Genomic DNA, 15197 nt, shown 5'->3' with positions numbered 1-15197 from the left:
TCCACCGGCTTTGTTGCACAAATCGGGTTGAGGTCGGACCTCCCCTGACCCCGGACCGATTTAGCCTACAGCCTGTGTCTTGGGGATACCTAGTGCAGTGAAGCCGTTTAGGATGGCAGCGCGGATTTGGATCTCAGCGACCTGGCGATCAAAGTCGCGGGCCATGAGCGATTGACCCAGCAGTTTCAGACAATGCATCTTTGTTTCGACGCGGCTTCGGCGGTGGTATCCAGTGACTTGCCGCCACATTGCGCGACCCAGGTACTTTGAGTATCGGACCGCTCCGTTGCGCGCTCTGGCTCCGGACGTGTCGGGCTTCCACAGCTTGGCGTTCTTACGCAGTGGAATGACAGCATGGGCGTTACGTTCTGCAATTGCATCGTGGCATTTGCGGGTGTCGTAAGCACCGTCCCCGGTGACACTGCCAATCTCTTCGTCCGGGGGGATCTGATCGAGCAGGTCAGGTAGCATGGGTGCGTCACCGATGCCGCTACTGGTGACCTCGACGGCACGTATCTCTAGTGTTTCTTCATCGATACCAATGTGAATTTTGCGCCAGAGGCGGCGTTTAGGGCCGCCATGCTTGTGGGCATTCCACTCACCTTCGCCTTCAGCTTTAATGCCGGTACTATCAATGAGCAGATGTAATGGCCCCGGTGAGCCCTGATAGGGAATGATGACCGACAACGTTCTCTGCCGCCGACGCAAGGTACTGAAGTCTGGCACCGTCCAGTCCAACCCGGCCAATTCCAGGAGGCTTTCGACAAACCCCGTCGTCTGCCTTAGGGGCAAACCGAACAGCATTTTAATCGTCAGACAGGCTTGGATCGCCGCATCACTATACGCCTGTTGACGGCCCCGTCGGCCAGATGGCATCGCATCCCAAGCCATAGCAGCGTCAAACCAGATCGACAGCGAACCCCGCTGCTTCAGGGCTCGATTGTAATCTGACCAGTTCATGGTCTTGTAAGTCGTCGGTGTCCAGCTACTCATGATGGTCTGCTAACACGCTCGATTCACAACATGAATCCTAGCAAACCGATTTGTGCAACAAAGCCCCGTCCCATGACTCCTGCTGCGACAGAACTGTCCACCTCAATCGTCCGGGCGACACTCAGCAAATCAAGTGGATCTCTGGGCACACAGGTCAATCGTTGCCAGCAGGCTAGGTTTTTACCCAACCCTCTGGTGGTTCTTTTCCACGATGGGCGTCAACTGCATTTCTGCGCGATGCAAAAGAGTGCCGCACTCAAAACAGTACCACTTGATTTCACCGCCCTGGAAAATCCTTGTCTTGTTCACTTAGACTGACACAACGTCGGTTCCCCAAGTTTTGCAATTTTCAATTAGGTCTATTGGCAATGCACCGTCTGTGAACAGCACCGCAACATCTGCGAGCGAGCAAATCGTCAGCGGCGCCTTGCGTTCAAATTTCAGCTGATCGGCGACAACCATTACATTGCGGGATCGATGGATCGCCGTTTTGGTCACCATAATTTCCTGACCATCAAAATCCAGCATATCGCCGTCACCATCAATTGCTGAGCAGCCCAAAACTGAATAGTCGAATTTGAATTGCTTGACCATTTCAACAGTCAGCCCTCCGACGATGCCGCCATCTGCGCGGCGCAGCACACCCCCCGCCAAGATGATTTCGCAACTGTGATTGGCCGCCAATGTATTCGCAATGTTTAGGTTATTTGTCACGACCAGCAGATTTTCGTGGTCCAGCAATTCGTATGCGACAGCTTCGGTGCTTGTGCCGATATTCATGAACACCGACGCGCCGTCAGGGATGGCTTGGGCGCATCTTTTAGCAATCGCTTTTTTGCCGGCTTCATTCAGGCGGCGACGTTCTTCGTAGATGATGTTCACGACGCCGGATGGCACCACGGCACCACCGTGGACCCGATCAAGCCGCCCGCTTTCCGCCAAATCAGACAGATCGCGCCGGATGGTTTGCACCGTGACGTCATAGAACGCAGCAAGGCCGTCTACCGTCACTTTGCCATCTCTACGAGCAAGCTCAAGTATCTCTTTTTGTCTGAAATTCGAAACCACAGCTCCTCCAATTCGAACGGCACCACGTTGCCATGGATTCGGTATAAATAATCAGACGTCTCGTATGATCGTCAAGAGGACAAGACGCAAAGGGCAGTGCGAAGTGGTTAAGTTTCGAACCTAAAAGAACATACAATTCAAACGCATATCTCAATAACGAAAGTAAACGAACATTCGTTATTGATTGTTAGCGAGCTTTAGTATTGGTTTACTCTACGTCGCACGCTGGGAGGCTGCGGCGGAGTTTTGAGCTGGGGGGAGGCTTCGTTGGATCAGCGCGATCATCTTGATGTGGTTGACTTGTTCGTCATCGGCGGCGGCATCAATGGCTGCGGTATTGCGCGCGATGCAGCGGGTCGTGGCATGTCTGTCGAGCTGGCCGAAATGAACGATCTGGCCTCTGCAACATCTTCAGCATCGACCAAGCTGTTTCATGGCGGATTACGCTATCTTGAGTATTGGGAAATCCGTCTTGTCCGCGAAGCGTTGATCGAACGCGAGACCCTTTTGCGCGCCATGCCGCATATCTCTTGGCCGATGCGTTTTATCTTGCCCTACCACAAAGACATGCGCTTTGAGGGGGACACGCCAACGTCCAAACTGCTCAACATCGTGATGCCGTGGATGAAAGGGCGTCGCCCGGCTTGGCTTATCCGGTTTGGATTGTTCCTGTACGACAACTTGGGTGGCCGAAAAATACTCAAGGGAACCACCTCCATTCGGTTGTCCGGCACCCCCGAGGGCACGCCGCTCGAGGATCGCTTTGAGCAGGCCTTTGAATATTCTGATTGCTGGATCGAAGACAGTCGTTTGGTGGTGTTAAACGCCCGTGACGCACAAACGCGCGGGGCGCAGATCAATACGCGCACCAAGGTGTCAGCAGCCCAAAACGTTGATGGCATCTGGCATGTTACGCTGGTGGCGCAAGACGGCGCACAGCGCACGGTGCGTGCCCGCATGTTGGTGAACGCCGGTGGTCCGTGGGTCCAAGACATCATCCGCAATACCGTCCGGATAAATGCAGCCGAGGGCGTGCGTCTGGTGCGCGGCAGCCACATCGTGACCCGCAAATTATACGACCACGACAAATGCTATTTCTTTCAAGGGGCCGACGGACGGATCATTTTCACGATCCCCTACGAGACCGATTTCACCCTGATCGGCACCACAGACGCGGATCATCCTGACACCAGCCTAACGCCGGTGTGTACGCCCGATGAACAAACGTATCTGCTGCAATTCGCATCTGAATACCTGAAACAAGACATCTCCGACGATTACGTTGTGTGGTCCTATTCAGGTGTGCGCCCCTTGTACAACGACGGTGCAAGTTCGGCGACGGCCGCGACACGGGACTATGTTTTAAAAGTGGACCAATCCGCTGGCGCGCCGATCCTGAATATCTTCGGGGGTAAGATCACGACCTACCGCAGGCTTGCTGAAACTGCGCTTGAAAAGATCGCGCCGTTTTTTGAGGGCAAGACGGCGCCTTGGACGGCTGGTGTCGCTTTGCCCGGCGGTGATTTTCCGGTCGACGGTGTGCCCGCGCTAAGAGCAAAGTTGCTTGCCCGATATTCTTTCTTGACGGAACGCTGGGTGGACCGTTTGATTAAAGCGTACGGCACCGATGCGTTTCTCGTTCTGGGGGATGCAAATGTCGCGTCGGATCTTGGCCAGACCTTTGGCGCAGATCTGACCGCACGCGAAGTCAACTGGCTCGTGGACAAAGAATTTGCACAGACAGCCGAAGACATCATTTGGCGCAGATCCAAACTTGGTCTTCGGCTCACGACACAAGAAATTCAGGTGCTTGACGCATGGCTCGCTGCCATGCCGCCACAGCAACGCGCAGTGTGAACTGCGAGGGGAGAGAGAGAAATGTCACTGATTTTAGAGGGTGTGTCCAAGGTCATGAACGGCCAAACACACATCTACCCCACGGATTTAACGCTGCAAAGCGGCACGATGAACGTGCTGCTGGGGCCAACGTCGTCGGGCAAAACGTCGTTGATGCGCCTGATGGCAGGTCTGGATGTGCCCAATACCGGCAAGGTCATCTGGAATGGGACGGACGTGACCGGCATGCGCGTGCAGGATCGTGGCGTTGCCATGGTGTATCAGCAATTTATTAATTATCCGTCCATGACGGTTTACGACAATATCGCCAGCCCCATGCGGCTGTTGCGCCAGTCCGCTGACCAGATTGATGCAGCCGTTCGCAAAGCCGCTGACCTGATGCAATTGTCGCCCTTTCTGGACCGCAAACCGCTGGAATTATCTGGCGGCCAACAACAGCGTTGCGCGCTGGCGCGTGCGTTGGTCAAAGATGCCGGTTTGGTGTTGTTGGACGAACCATTGGCGAACCTTGATTACAAACTGCGCGAAGAATTGCGCGCCGAGATCCCCAAAATCTTTGAAGAGGCCGGATCGATCTTTGTCTATGCAACGACCGAACCAGAAGAGGCGCTTTTGCTGGGCGGTAATACGGCGGCGGTTTGGGAAGGCACGATTACCCAATTTGACAAAACGCCGATTGTTTACCGCAAACCAGTCAATGCGACGACCGCCCGCGTTTTTTCTGATCCGCCAATGAATTTTCTGACGGTTCAAAAAACTGGCACGCGCTTTGATTTTGGTGACGGGCAGTCCATCATCGCAGCCACAGGTGCTTTTGCGGGGTTGGCCGATGGCAGCTATATTGCGGGGTTCAGGCCGAACCATCTAAAGCTGGAAAAACCGGGGCCCGATGCGCTGGCCTTTACCGGCAAGCTGACAGTGACCGAGATCACCGGCTCCGAGACATTTATCCACCTCGATCATCACGGCGAAAACTGGGTGGGTCTGGTACACGGCGTCAAGGATTTGCCAATCGGGTCCGATTTGGCGGTCTATCTGGATCAAAGCCACGTCTACATCTTTGCCCAAGACGGCACGTCGATTGCCCCTGCATCTTACGCAACCGCAGCCTGAGGGATATTAAAAATGGCAAAAATTACCCTCGAAAACTTGGCGCATTCTTACTTGCCCAACCCAAAGAGCGAAGACGACTTTGCGTTAAAGGAACTGAACCACGACTGGGTGGACGGCGAAGCCTACGCGCTGCTTGGTGCGTCCGGTTGTGGAAAATCCACGCTGCTGAATATCATTTCCGGCCTTTTGCATCCCAGTCAGGGCCGTATTTTGTTCAACGACAAAGACGTCACCCTGTCGCCCACAACCGAACGCAATATCGCGCAGGTTTTTCAGTTTCCCGTGGTCTATGACACGATGACAGTGCGTGACAATCTGGCGTTTCCGTTGCGCAATCGCGGCGCTGATCCTGCCTACATCAAAGATCGCGTGCAGAAAATTGCGGCCATGATCGGGATGGAGGCGACGCTAGATCGCAAGGCCCGTGGCCTGACAGCCGATGCCAAGCAAAAGATTTCGCTGGGCCGTGGCATGGTGCGCGAAGACGTCAATGCGCTGCTGTTTGATGAGCCATTGACCGTCATCGACCCCCACATGAAATGGGAACTGCGCACGCAGTTAAAATCCCTGCACCACGAATTTGGTCATACGATGATCTACGTGACCCATGACCAGACCGAGGCGCTGACATTCGCTGACAAAGTTGTTGTAATGTATGATGGTCGCGTTGTTCAGATGGGCACGCCCCAGCAATTGTTCGAGCAGCCCGAACACACGTTTGTCGGCTATTTTATCGGGTCGCCCGGCATGAATGTGCTGGAGGCGGACGTTCAGGGCGACAAGGCGGTTCTGGGCGGCACGCAGATTAGTCTGGGCAAGGCTTTCGGCACGCCAACAGGCCGCGTTGAACTGGGTGTGCGGCCCGAATTTACGTCCCTGTCGTCGGGCGAGGACGGTCTGCCCGTGACAATCAAACGGGTCGAAGATGTTGGTCGCCACAAAATCGTGCGCGCTGATTTTAACGGATCCGAGATCAACATCCTTGCGCCCGAAGGGGCCGAAATTTCACCCGAAATGAACCGGGTCGTCTTTGATCCAGCGGGTATCAACATCTACTCAGATAGCTGGCGTGTTGCGCCAAAGGTGGCCTGAAATGAACAAAACCGTAAACAATAAGGCGTGGTTTCTGATCCTGCCCGTGCTTTTGCTCGTCGCCTTTTCCGCCGTCATCCCGTTGATGACCGTGGTGAATTATTCTGTTCAGGACACGTTCGGGAACAACAAATTCTTTTGGGTCGGGCTTGAGTGGTTTCAGGAAATGTTGGCGTCTGAACGGATGTGGGATGCACTGGGACGCCAGATTGCGTTTTCAGCAATCATTCTGGCCATCGAAATTCCGCTCGGCATTTTTGTCGCGCTGAACATGCCGAAAAAGGGATTCTGGGCGTCGCTATGCCTTGTGCTGATGTCCCTGCCCTTGCTTATTCCGTGGAATGTCGTTGGTACGATTTGGCAGATTTTCGGGCGCGTCGATATTGGTCTGTTGGGCTACACGCTGTCCGCTTTGGGCATTGACTACAACTACACCCAAGATTTTTACGCCGCATGGATCACCGTCATTGTGATGGATGTGTGGCACTGGACGTCGCTGGTAGCGCTGTTAGCCTATGCCGGCCTGCAATCGATCCCTGACGCCTATTATCAAGCGGCCAAAATCGATCAGGCCAGCCGTCTAAGTGTGTTCCGTTTTATCGAGCTGCCCAAGATAATGGGCGTTCTGATGATCGCGATCCTGCTGCGGTTCATGGACAGTTTTATGATCTACACCGAACCCTTTGTGGTCACTGGTGGTGGGCCCGGCAATTCGACCACGTTCCTGTCGATTGATCTGGTGAAAATGGCGCTTGGCCAATTTGATCTAGGCCCCGCAGCGGCGTTTTCGATCATGTATTATCTCGTAATTCTGCTGGTGTCTTACGTGTTTTACACCGTGATGACGAACCTCGACAAAAGGGATGGTCACTGATGTCAGATTTTACAATTCACGCGCCAAAGCGCCGGTTTGGCCTGCCAAAAGTCAAAGGCAACGCCATCGTTATGGGCCTGTATCTGCTGTTCTTGTTGTTGCCGATTTACTGGCTGGTGATGATGAGCCTCAAGACCAATTCAGAGATTTTGAACAGCTTTACCTTGTGGCCGCGCGACCTGACGTTTGACAATTATCTGACGATCTTGACGGACGCATCGTGGTACACAGGCTACATCAACTCGATGCTGTATGTGTTGATGAACATGATCATCTCGCTGGTGGTCGCACTGCCCGCGGCCTATGCTTTTAGCCGCTATTCGTTCATGGGCGACAAGCATCTGTTCTTTTGGTTGCTCACCAACCGGATGGCCCCACCTGCGGTGTTCGCACTGCCGTTCTTTCAGCTTTATAGCTCGGTTGGATTGTTCGACACGCACATCGCTGTGGCCTTGGCGCATTGCCTGTTCAACGTGCCATTAGCGGTTTGGATCTTAGAAGGTTTCATGCGCGGCGTGCCCAAGGAAATCGACGAAACCGCCTATATCGACGGCTATTCGTTCCCACGCTTTTTCCTACAGATATTCACGCCTTTGGTCGCCTCGGGCATCGGTGTCACCGCGTTCTTTTTGTTCATGTTCTCATGGGTCGAATTGCTGCTCAGCCGCACATTGACGTCTGTGAATGCCAAGCCGATTGCCGCCACGATGACCCGCACAGTTGGGGCCGCGGGCATCGATTGGGGTGTGTTGGCGGCGGCCGGGGTTTTGACGATCCTGCCGGGCGCCTTGGTAATTTATTTTGTCCGCAACTACATCGCCAAGGGTTTTGCCCTTGGGCGCGTATAGGGAGAATTCGCAATGGAATGGATGGCATGGACCGGACCAACCGCCCTGTTTTTCGCAATTATCGCGGCAACGCTGGTGACCTTTACGGTGCTGGCAATCAAATTTCCCGAAACACCGCGCACCGGTGTTTTAGGGATCGAAACGACGCGTGGTGATCGGTTGTTCATCACGTTACTTGGCTCGGCCTTTATCAATCTGGCTTGGCTTGGAATGCTCAGCGCGCCCCAATGGGGGGCACTGATCGTATGTCTCTTTTACGCCATCGCGGTTTTTCGCTGGGTGTAAAGGCGGGCACTATGAGGCGGTTTGGTTTGCAAGATCCGCTGTCTCGAATGTTCTATTTTAGGGAGGAACAAGAATGAACTTGCGACTTAAAGGGACCACTGCAATGGGTCTGGTGGCCTGCATGTTTGCCGCACCAGCCTTTGCAGATATGGATGCCGCCAAGGCATTTCTAGACAGTGAAATCGGCGATCTGTCGGCACTGTCACGCGCAGATCAAGAAGCTGAGCTTCAGTTTTTTGTCGACGCGGCAGCCCCTTACGCGGGCATGTCGATCAACGTCGTCTCTGAGACGATCGGCACGCACACGTATGAATCCACAGTGCTGGCACCAGCGTTTGAGGCCATCACCGGCATCAAGGTCACCCATGATCTGATCGGCGAAGGTGATGTTGTTGAAAAGCTGCAAACGCAAATGCAGTCGGGCGAAAATATCTATGATGCCTACATCAACGACAGTGATTTGATCGGCACACACTGGCGCTATCAACAGGCCCGCAACCTGACAGACTGGATGGCTGGCGAAGGCGCGGCAGTGACCAACCCGAACCTTGATCTCGAAGACTTCATTGGTCTGTCGTTCACCACAGGCCCGGATGGCAAAGTTTACCAACTGCCCGACCAACAGTTCGCGAACCTCTATTGGTTCCGCTACGATTGGTTCAACGACGACATCAACAAGGCTGACTTTAAGGCCAAATACGGCTACGATCTGGGCGTTCCGGTCAACTGGTCCGCGTACGAAGACATCGCTGAATTCTTTACCGGTCGTGACTTGTCACGCATGGGTGTTGACGGCGACGTGTTCGGCAACATGGATTACGGCAAAAAAGATCCGTCTTTGGGCTGGCGTTACACTGACGCGTGGCTGTCCATGGCTGGTGCCGGCGACAAAGGTGAACCAAACGGCCTGCCAGTTGATGAATGGGGCATCCGTGTTAACGAAAAATCGCAACCGGTTGGTTCATGTGTCGCACGTGGTGGTGCCACCAACGGCCCAGCAGCAGTTTACGCTGTGACCAAAGCAATCGAATGGTTGGAAAAATACTCTCCACCTGCGGCTGCCGGTATGACATTTTCCGAAGCAGGCCCGATCCCTGCCCAAGGAAATGTTGCACAGCAGATGTTCTGGTACACAGCGTTTACAGCTGCGTCGATCGAACCTGATCTGCCTGTGATGAACGAAGATGGCACGCCAAAATGGCGTATGGCCCCGTCTCCGCACGGTGCGTATTGGTCTGAAGGGACAAAAATCGGTTACCAAGATGCCGGTTCCTGGACGCTGATGGAATCCACACCTGTGGATCGCGCACAAGCTGCGTGGCTTTATGCGCAGTTCGTGACCTCCAAAACCGTAGACGTAAAGAAAAGCCATGTCGGTCTGACATTCATTCGTGAATCAACAATCCAGCACGAAAGCTTTACAGAGCGGGCACCGAAACTGGGTGGTTTGATCGAATTCTATCGTTCACCTGCGCGGGTTCAGTGGTCACCAACGGGTACAAACGTACCTGATTATCCAAAGCTGGCGCAGCTGTGGTGGCAGAACATCGGTGATGCAATGTCCGGTGCGAAAACGCCGCAAGAAGCACTTGATTCACTGTGTGCAGATCAGGAAAAAGTTCTGATCCGTCTAGAGCGTGCTGGTGTTCAAGGTGACATTGGTCCGGTTATGAATGACGAAAGTGATCCGTCTTACTGGCTCAATCAACCTGGTTCGCCAAAAGCTAAATTGGCGGACGAGAACGAAAAACCAGTCACGATCGCGTATGACGAGCTGATCAAATCCTGGAACTAAACCGATCATCCGGGGCCGCAGTTTGGCCCCGGATACCCTGCCTTTTTTGCACCCTAACGCACTGAGCCACCCCATGAGTTACATTCTCGCAATCGATCAGGGCACGACATCGACCCGTGCGATCTTGTTTGACGGAACCATGGTCGCTGTGGCCCAAAACCAATCAGAATTTCCACAACACTTTCCGCAATCAGGATGGGTCGAACACGACCCCCAAGACCTGTGGGACACAACGCTTTCCACGTGCCGTGCCGCAATTGCACAGGCCGAAATTACCCCTGCCCAGATTGCTGCAATCGGCATTACAAATCAGCGCGAGACGGTGGTTGTTTGGGATAAGGCGACGGGCGATCCCATTCACAATGCAATCGTTTGGCAGGACAGGCGTACAGCTGATCACTGCCATATTTTGCGAGATGCCGGCCACGAACCAATGATAACAGCCCGCACTGGCTTGCTGATTGATCCGTATTTTTCCAGCACCAAACTTAGCTGGATATTGGATCATGTTGACGGCGCGCGTGACCGTGCAGTGCAGGGCGAATTGCTGTTTGGGACAGTTGATTGCTTTTTGATCTGGAAGCTGACGGGCGGAGCAGTCCATGCAACTGACGCCACTAACGCCGCCCGCACGATGCTGTATGACATTCACAAAGGACGGTGGAGCCAGACGATCTGCGACCTTCTCGATATCCCGATGCAGATGCTGCCCGAGGTCAAAGATTGCGCCGCCGACTTTGGTCAAACCAAGGCGGACATATTCGGCCAGTCGATCCCGATTTGTGGTGTTGCTGGCGATCAACAAGCAGCGACTGTTGGGCAGGCCTGCTTTGAACCGGGCATGATGAAATCGACCTACGGCACAGGGTGTTTTGCGCTTTTGAACACTGGCCATACGCCCGTTGTGTCGCAAAACAGGTTGCTTACGACCATCGCGTATCAACTTGATGGCAAGCCAACTTATGCCCTTGAAGGGTCGATTTTTGTGGCGGGCGCGGTTGTCCAGTGGCTGCGCGATGGGTTGCAAATTATCGCAAACGCGGCCGAGGCCCAAACGCTTGCCGAACAAGCGGATCCGCATCAAGACGTCGTGATTGTGCCCGCCTTTGTAGGACTGGGCGCACCCTATTGGGACGCGGATTGTCGTGGTGCCACCTTTGGTTTGACCCGCAACACCGGCCCTGCCGAACTGGCCAAAGCAGCGCTGGAAAGCGTCGGCTATCAAACGCGCGATCTGCTAGAGGCGATGTCATCAGACTGGAAAGTCACTGGCATACAGCCAACCCTGCGCGTCGATGGCGGCATGTGTGCGAGCGATTGGACGATGCAGTTTCTGTCAGACATTATTGGTGCTCCGGTGGACCGCCCGACGATCCGTGAAACAACTGCTCTGGGGGTCGCATGGTTGGCGGGAATGTACGCCGGGGTTTATCCTGATCAAGCTGGGTTTGCAGCAGGGTGGGCGCGCGAAACACAGTTTGTGCCAGGGATGGATGTGGCACTTCGTCAGACAAAATACGCGCGCTGGCAGAAAGCAGTCACCGCAACACTCAGCGTTTGAAACGACCCAACACGGTCCACACACATAAAGGCCACAACGTCATGTTTTCCTTTTTTGGCCCACAAGCAATTCACTTTGGTCGAGGGCAAAGCCAACAGACAGCGGCCTTGGCCTCGCAGTTCGGGGATACTGCCCTTGTGGTTCATGGCGCAAACGCCAAAAGGGCACAGTGGCTGATAACCTCCTGCACTGACGCAGGGCTGGCAACCAATACAATCGCTTGCAAAAACGAGCCGTCCTTGCCCGACTTGGAAACCGCATTGGCGCAACTTAGTGGCGTTCGGCCTGATGTCGTGGTTGCCTTGGGGGGCGGGTCCGTGATGGACTTTGCCAAGGCGCTTGCAGCCTTTATTTCCTGCGATGGACAGCCCATCGAATATCTCGAGGTTGTCGGAAACGGGCGGCCCCTAGAGCATTCGCCAATCCCGATGATCGCGTTGCCCACCACAGCGGGAACCGGCGCTGAAGTGACCAAAAATGCTGTGATTTCAGTGCCCGACCGCGGCCTAAAGGTCAGCTTGCGCGATCCTCGCATGATCCCGCGGATCGCCATCGTAGACCCGATCCTGATGCAAGGTGCGCCCAAACACGTGGCACTCTGTGCTGGATTGGATGCCGTGACACAAGTCATCGAACCTTATCTGTCTGTCAAAGCGAACCCGATGACGGACGCGCTGTGTCGTGCGGCGATACCTGAGGGCCTCAGAGTGTTGCGCGATGTGGTTGAAAAAGACTGTTCTGACGGTTGGGATGTGATGGCATGGGTCAGCACGTGTGGCGGCTTGGCCTTAGCCAACGCAGGACTTGGCGCTGTCCATGGTTTTGCGGGGGTGATCGGTGGCGAAACGAATGCACCGCATGGGGAAATCTGCGGGGCATTGCTGCCTGCCGTTCTAGAAACACATCTTCGGAACTCGCAACGCGATACCAGCATTCTCGCCAAACTTACTTGGGTACTTCACCAAATTGATAACAATTTTGGGCAATCGCAAGAAGGCGCCGGCGTCGTTGGATTACGAGAATGGTCAACACAAATGGGCCTACGCGGGCTGGGCGATTTGGGGTTACGACAAGAAGATCATCGCGATGTTGCAACCGCAGCGACTAACACGTCGTCAATGAAGGGAAACCCGTACCCATTGTCCGAGCAAATGTGTTTAGAGATTTTAAGATCTGCGATGTAGTGGCTTGTGCCTAGGATCACATTAAACATGGTCTAATTGTTTCTTTGATCAATAATACTGTCGTGCTCTGGTTGACTGGAAATTTCCAATAGCTTTGCTCGGGCGTTAAGTCTGACAATGGGCAGCTTGGGGTTTGCAAAGTAAGGTGCTCCCCTGCCCCGCACGCTTTTTGGCATCACAAAGCGCTTCAAAGTGAACTTAACATGGTCTTCACAGAGGGAAGTCGCTCCAGCGTAGCGTCTAGGCGTGCGCGCCACTTTGGGCCTGCGTTGCGCGCGTCGGTGTAAGCCTCAAGGAGGTCGTCGGGCCTGTCTTCAGTCAAGATTTTGACCAAGAATTTTGCCTGCAATCGGTCTTTTTCGGACTTGAGCGCATTCGCTGTTTTCCGACGTCGATCCGCTACGATCAGCTTGTGGATTGCAAATCTTTCAGGCCTTGGGATTTGCACCAGAACACCACTGCGATAGGTCACCACCGCTTTGATCGGATCTGCGATCAGATAGTTGAGATGATGCAATGATTGCGCATCCACGCCAAGCGCCGCCAAGGGGCGAACGCCTTCGTCTTCGGTAAACGACGGTGTCAGGAATTCGACCATCAGATCGTTGCGGGTTTGACGCCAACGCCACACTTTGTTGCCGTCGAGGCTTGGGACCGGCGCAAAAGAAAACCCATCCAAGACTTCGGGCAAAGGCGGATTGACGATGTCCTCTAGCGCCAAAGACAATTGTTCAAAACTGGCAATGTCGATGTCACCGGTTTGGGCCATGTCGTCGAACCTGTAGCGCACCCCAAGCGTGCCTTCATAAAGTCGAAACGCGTGCGTTCCCACAACCGTACCACCGAGCCGAAACACCCCTGCCCTACCAAGCGCAGACATCAAGCTGCCTGTTGCAGCATCGACATTCTGAAACCCTTCGGCGCGCAATATGCGAACCAAGCGGCTGCGATGTTTGCGGCGTTCGTCGGTTTCTTGACGAAGCTCTTTCAGGTGATCTAGCCGCTCCAGCAGCTTTGGGCTTTCTTCCCCGATGTAGGTTTTGCGAACGTCCGACCCAATCCGAAAACTGTCATACCAGTAGGATTTCCCGCCACGCACGACACGTGTAGGCGTACCGCGAATGTTCGAGATCTGCTCATCCAGTAAGGATCGCATCAAATCATGATAGGCCGCATGGGCCGTGGTAGAATGACGATCAATCATGGTGGATCCTCGTGTTCAACAAAACTAATGCCTGTTGAACATAACGATGTGTTCAACAAAAATCAAATGCGTTGAACATGTAGTGATTGGGTTGTGTCAGTATTCAAAAAGCGTATGCAAATTCACCCCATCAAGGTCGAGCGCAAACGATCGGTGGAACGTCTCCCAATCCTCTGGGGTCTCCAGTGCGAACATTTTGCCAGAATTCACCGCCCCTGAGTCGTTCAGATCATGGACAGTTCGAATGAACATCGGGCGACTTGCATCTGTGTAGGTGTCAAATCTCTCAGCGATGGATCGATGATTGTTCTGGACGAAGATATTAACGGGCGATGCGGCAGGGGCCACCATCGTCAAACCGACGCCCAAAGGTGTCCGTTCTGTCACGCGCGACACAACAGCTAAATCGCCCTCTAGCGACATGAAATGGCCGTGCATGAACCCGATGACAAACGGTCGCTCGTCTTCGCGCATTTGCAAAAGGCCCTGTGCGAGATTTCGAATGCGCTGGATCATTTCTATGTGGATGGCGTCGTCGTCATCTAACCGAAATGTGGCAATATGCGACGTGTCTTGCAGCGTCGGGATCGCAGCGAGGGCCGCTTGTGTTGCCTTGAAATGTTCCATCGGTGGCAGTGCTACGACTTTGGCAAACGCATGAGGCGCGAGCATGTCTTCTAGCTCTTTGCGGAACTCAGCCGGCATCTTTTCCCCGATGAGAATAGCGACTTTGAAGTCCTGATCCGTCTGCGCGATCAAAGATGGCAGGGTGAAGCGGCGAAACAATTCCATCCGGCGACGCAACCGGTCAGGATGAAACAGCGCGTCTGCAACATTCCCTTCGGATTGCCGGTTCAATTTAAAACCACCCTCAGCGGGATACGAGAACCGGATTAGCCCTTTGAACTGAGTAAGCATAAGAGTACCAAATATTGAAGTGGTTCTAAGTCCACCGTTTGTCTATCGTAAATATGGCAAACGACATCTCTGGTATGGATGACACGGATGGGAAACGAACTTAAGCTAAATCACCGCCTCAGGATCGACATTCTCGTGGAGAAAGGGAGCTTTACCTCGTTAGATCAATGTCTTGGCAAAATTGCAGGCAGGGGATTTAATGTTGCAGGTGTTCCGTTTCGGATTTTGGACCGCATTTTGACGAGCGATGCAAAGGTTGCTTTTGCCAATTTAACGCGGCCTACAAACACACGGCCAAGAATTGGCGGGTCTATAAACACAACCTTGGCCTGGGCAATCAGGCAGGTCTAACGCATGCTCTGAATTTCGAATAATGGCGCTTTGTGCTGTAACTTACGACGCCAA

13 protein-coding genes are annotated in these 15197 nt (G+C 53.9%); 9 read left to right on the top strand and 4 right to left on the bottom strand.

Going from position 1 to position 15197, the window contains the following annotated elements; genetic code table 11:
* Positions 1 to 60 precede the first annotated feature (60 nt).
* Positions 61 to 993, bottom strand: a complete 933-nt coding sequence (locus ACFIO0_RS21545; RefSeq protein WP_390910353.1) for an IS5 family transposase — start codon at positions 991 to 993, stop codon at positions 61 to 63.
* Between the two features lie 309 nt (positions 994 to 1302).
* Positions 1303 to 2061 carry a DeoR family transcriptional regulator gene (locus ACFIO0_RS21540; RefSeq protein ID WP_390915483.1) on the bottom strand — a complete coding sequence of 253 codons (759 nt, stop codon included), beginning with the start codon at positions 2059 to 2061 and terminating at the stop codon, positions 1303 to 1305.
* A gap of 267 nt (positions 2062 to 2328) precedes the next feature.
* On the opposite strand from ACFIO0_RS21540, the gene glpD reads away from it, so the two are divergent.
* The 9 genes from glpD to ACFIO0_RS21495 all read left to right on the top strand — a co-directional run bounded on the left by glpD (position 2329) and on the right by ACFIO0_RS21495 (position 12670).
* Positions 2329 to 3918 carry a glycerol-3-phosphate dehydrogenase gene (gene glpD / locus ACFIO0_RS21535; protein WP_390915482.1) on the top strand — a complete coding sequence of 530 codons (1590 nt, stop codon included), beginning with the start codon at positions 2329 to 2331 and terminating at the stop codon, positions 3916 to 3918.
* Positions 3919 to 3939: 21 nt separating this feature from the next.
* Positions 3940 to 5031, top strand: a complete 1092-nt coding sequence (locus ACFIO0_RS21530) for an ATP-binding cassette domain-containing protein (RefSeq protein ID WP_390915481.1) — start codon at positions 3940 to 3942, stop codon at positions 5029 to 5031.
* Positions 5032 to 5043: 12 nt separating this feature from the next.
* Positions 5044 to 6123: an ATP-binding cassette domain-containing protein gene (locus ACFIO0_RS21525; RefSeq protein ID WP_390915480.1), complete on the top strand. Its 1080-nt coding sequence runs from the start codon at positions 5044 to 5046 to the stop codon at positions 6121 to 6123.
* 1 nt (position 6124) lies between these two features.
* Entirely contained in the window at positions 6125 to 6997 is an 873-nt protein-coding gene (locus ACFIO0_RS21520; protein ID WP_390915479.1) for an ABC transporter permease subunit, read from the top strand.
* On the top strand, positions 6997 to 7845 hold the full coding sequence (locus ACFIO0_RS21515) for an ABC transporter permease subunit (protein ID WP_390915478.1): 849 nt from the start codon (positions 6997 to 6999) through the stop codon (positions 7843 to 7845). The genes ACFIO0_RS21520 and ACFIO0_RS21515 overlap by 1 nt, the downstream gene beginning before the upstream one ends.
* Positions 7846 to 7857: 12 nt before the next feature.
* Positions 7858 to 8130, top strand: a complete 273-nt coding sequence (locus ACFIO0_RS21510) for a DUF2160 family membrane protein (protein WP_390915477.1) — start codon at positions 7858 to 7860, stop codon at positions 8128 to 8130.
* A 73-nt stretch (positions 8131 to 8203) separates the two neighbouring features.
* Positions 8204 to 9925, top strand: a complete 1722-nt coding sequence (locus ACFIO0_RS21505; RefSeq protein ID WP_390915476.1) for an extracellular solute-binding protein — start codon at positions 8204 to 8206, stop codon at positions 9923 to 9925.
* 73 nt (positions 9926 to 9998) lie between these two features.
* Positions 9999 to 11486, top strand: a complete 1488-nt coding sequence (gene glpK, locus ACFIO0_RS21500; RefSeq protein ID WP_390915475.1) for a glycerol kinase GlpK — start codon at positions 9999 to 10001, stop codon at positions 11484 to 11486.
* Between the two features lie 41 nt (positions 11487 to 11527).
* Positions 11528 to 12670 carry an iron-containing alcohol dehydrogenase gene (locus ACFIO0_RS21495; RefSeq protein WP_390915474.1) on the top strand — a complete coding sequence of 381 codons (1143 nt, stop codon included), beginning with the start codon at positions 11528 to 11530 and terminating at the stop codon, positions 12668 to 12670.
* 187 nt (positions 12671 to 12857) lie between these two features.
* On the opposite strand, the gene ACFIO0_RS21490 is transcribed toward ACFIO0_RS21495, so the two are convergent.
* Together ACFIO0_RS21490 and ACFIO0_RS21485 are read right to left on the bottom strand one after the other, a co-directional pair.
* Complete coding sequence (locus ACFIO0_RS21490) at positions 12858 to 13874, bottom strand: GSU2403 family nucleotidyltransferase fold protein (protein WP_390915473.1); 1017 nt, start codon at positions 13872 to 13874, stop codon at positions 12858 to 12860.
* A gap of 96 nt (positions 13875 to 13970) precedes the next feature.
* On the bottom strand, positions 13971 to 14792 hold the full coding sequence (locus tag ACFIO0_RS21485; RefSeq protein WP_390915472.1) for a glycosyltransferase: 822 nt from the start codon (positions 14790 to 14792) through the stop codon (positions 13971 to 13973).
* Between the last annotated feature and the right edge of the window lie 405 nt (positions 14793 to 15197).

The sequence above is a fragment of the Pseudosulfitobacter sp. SM2401 genome (assembly GCF_042932805.1).
Classification (GTDB): Bacteria; Pseudomonadota; Alphaproteobacteria; order Rhodobacterales; family Rhodobacteraceae; genus Ascidiaceihabitans.
This window is presented reverse-complemented; position numbering and strand designations above follow the sequence as displayed.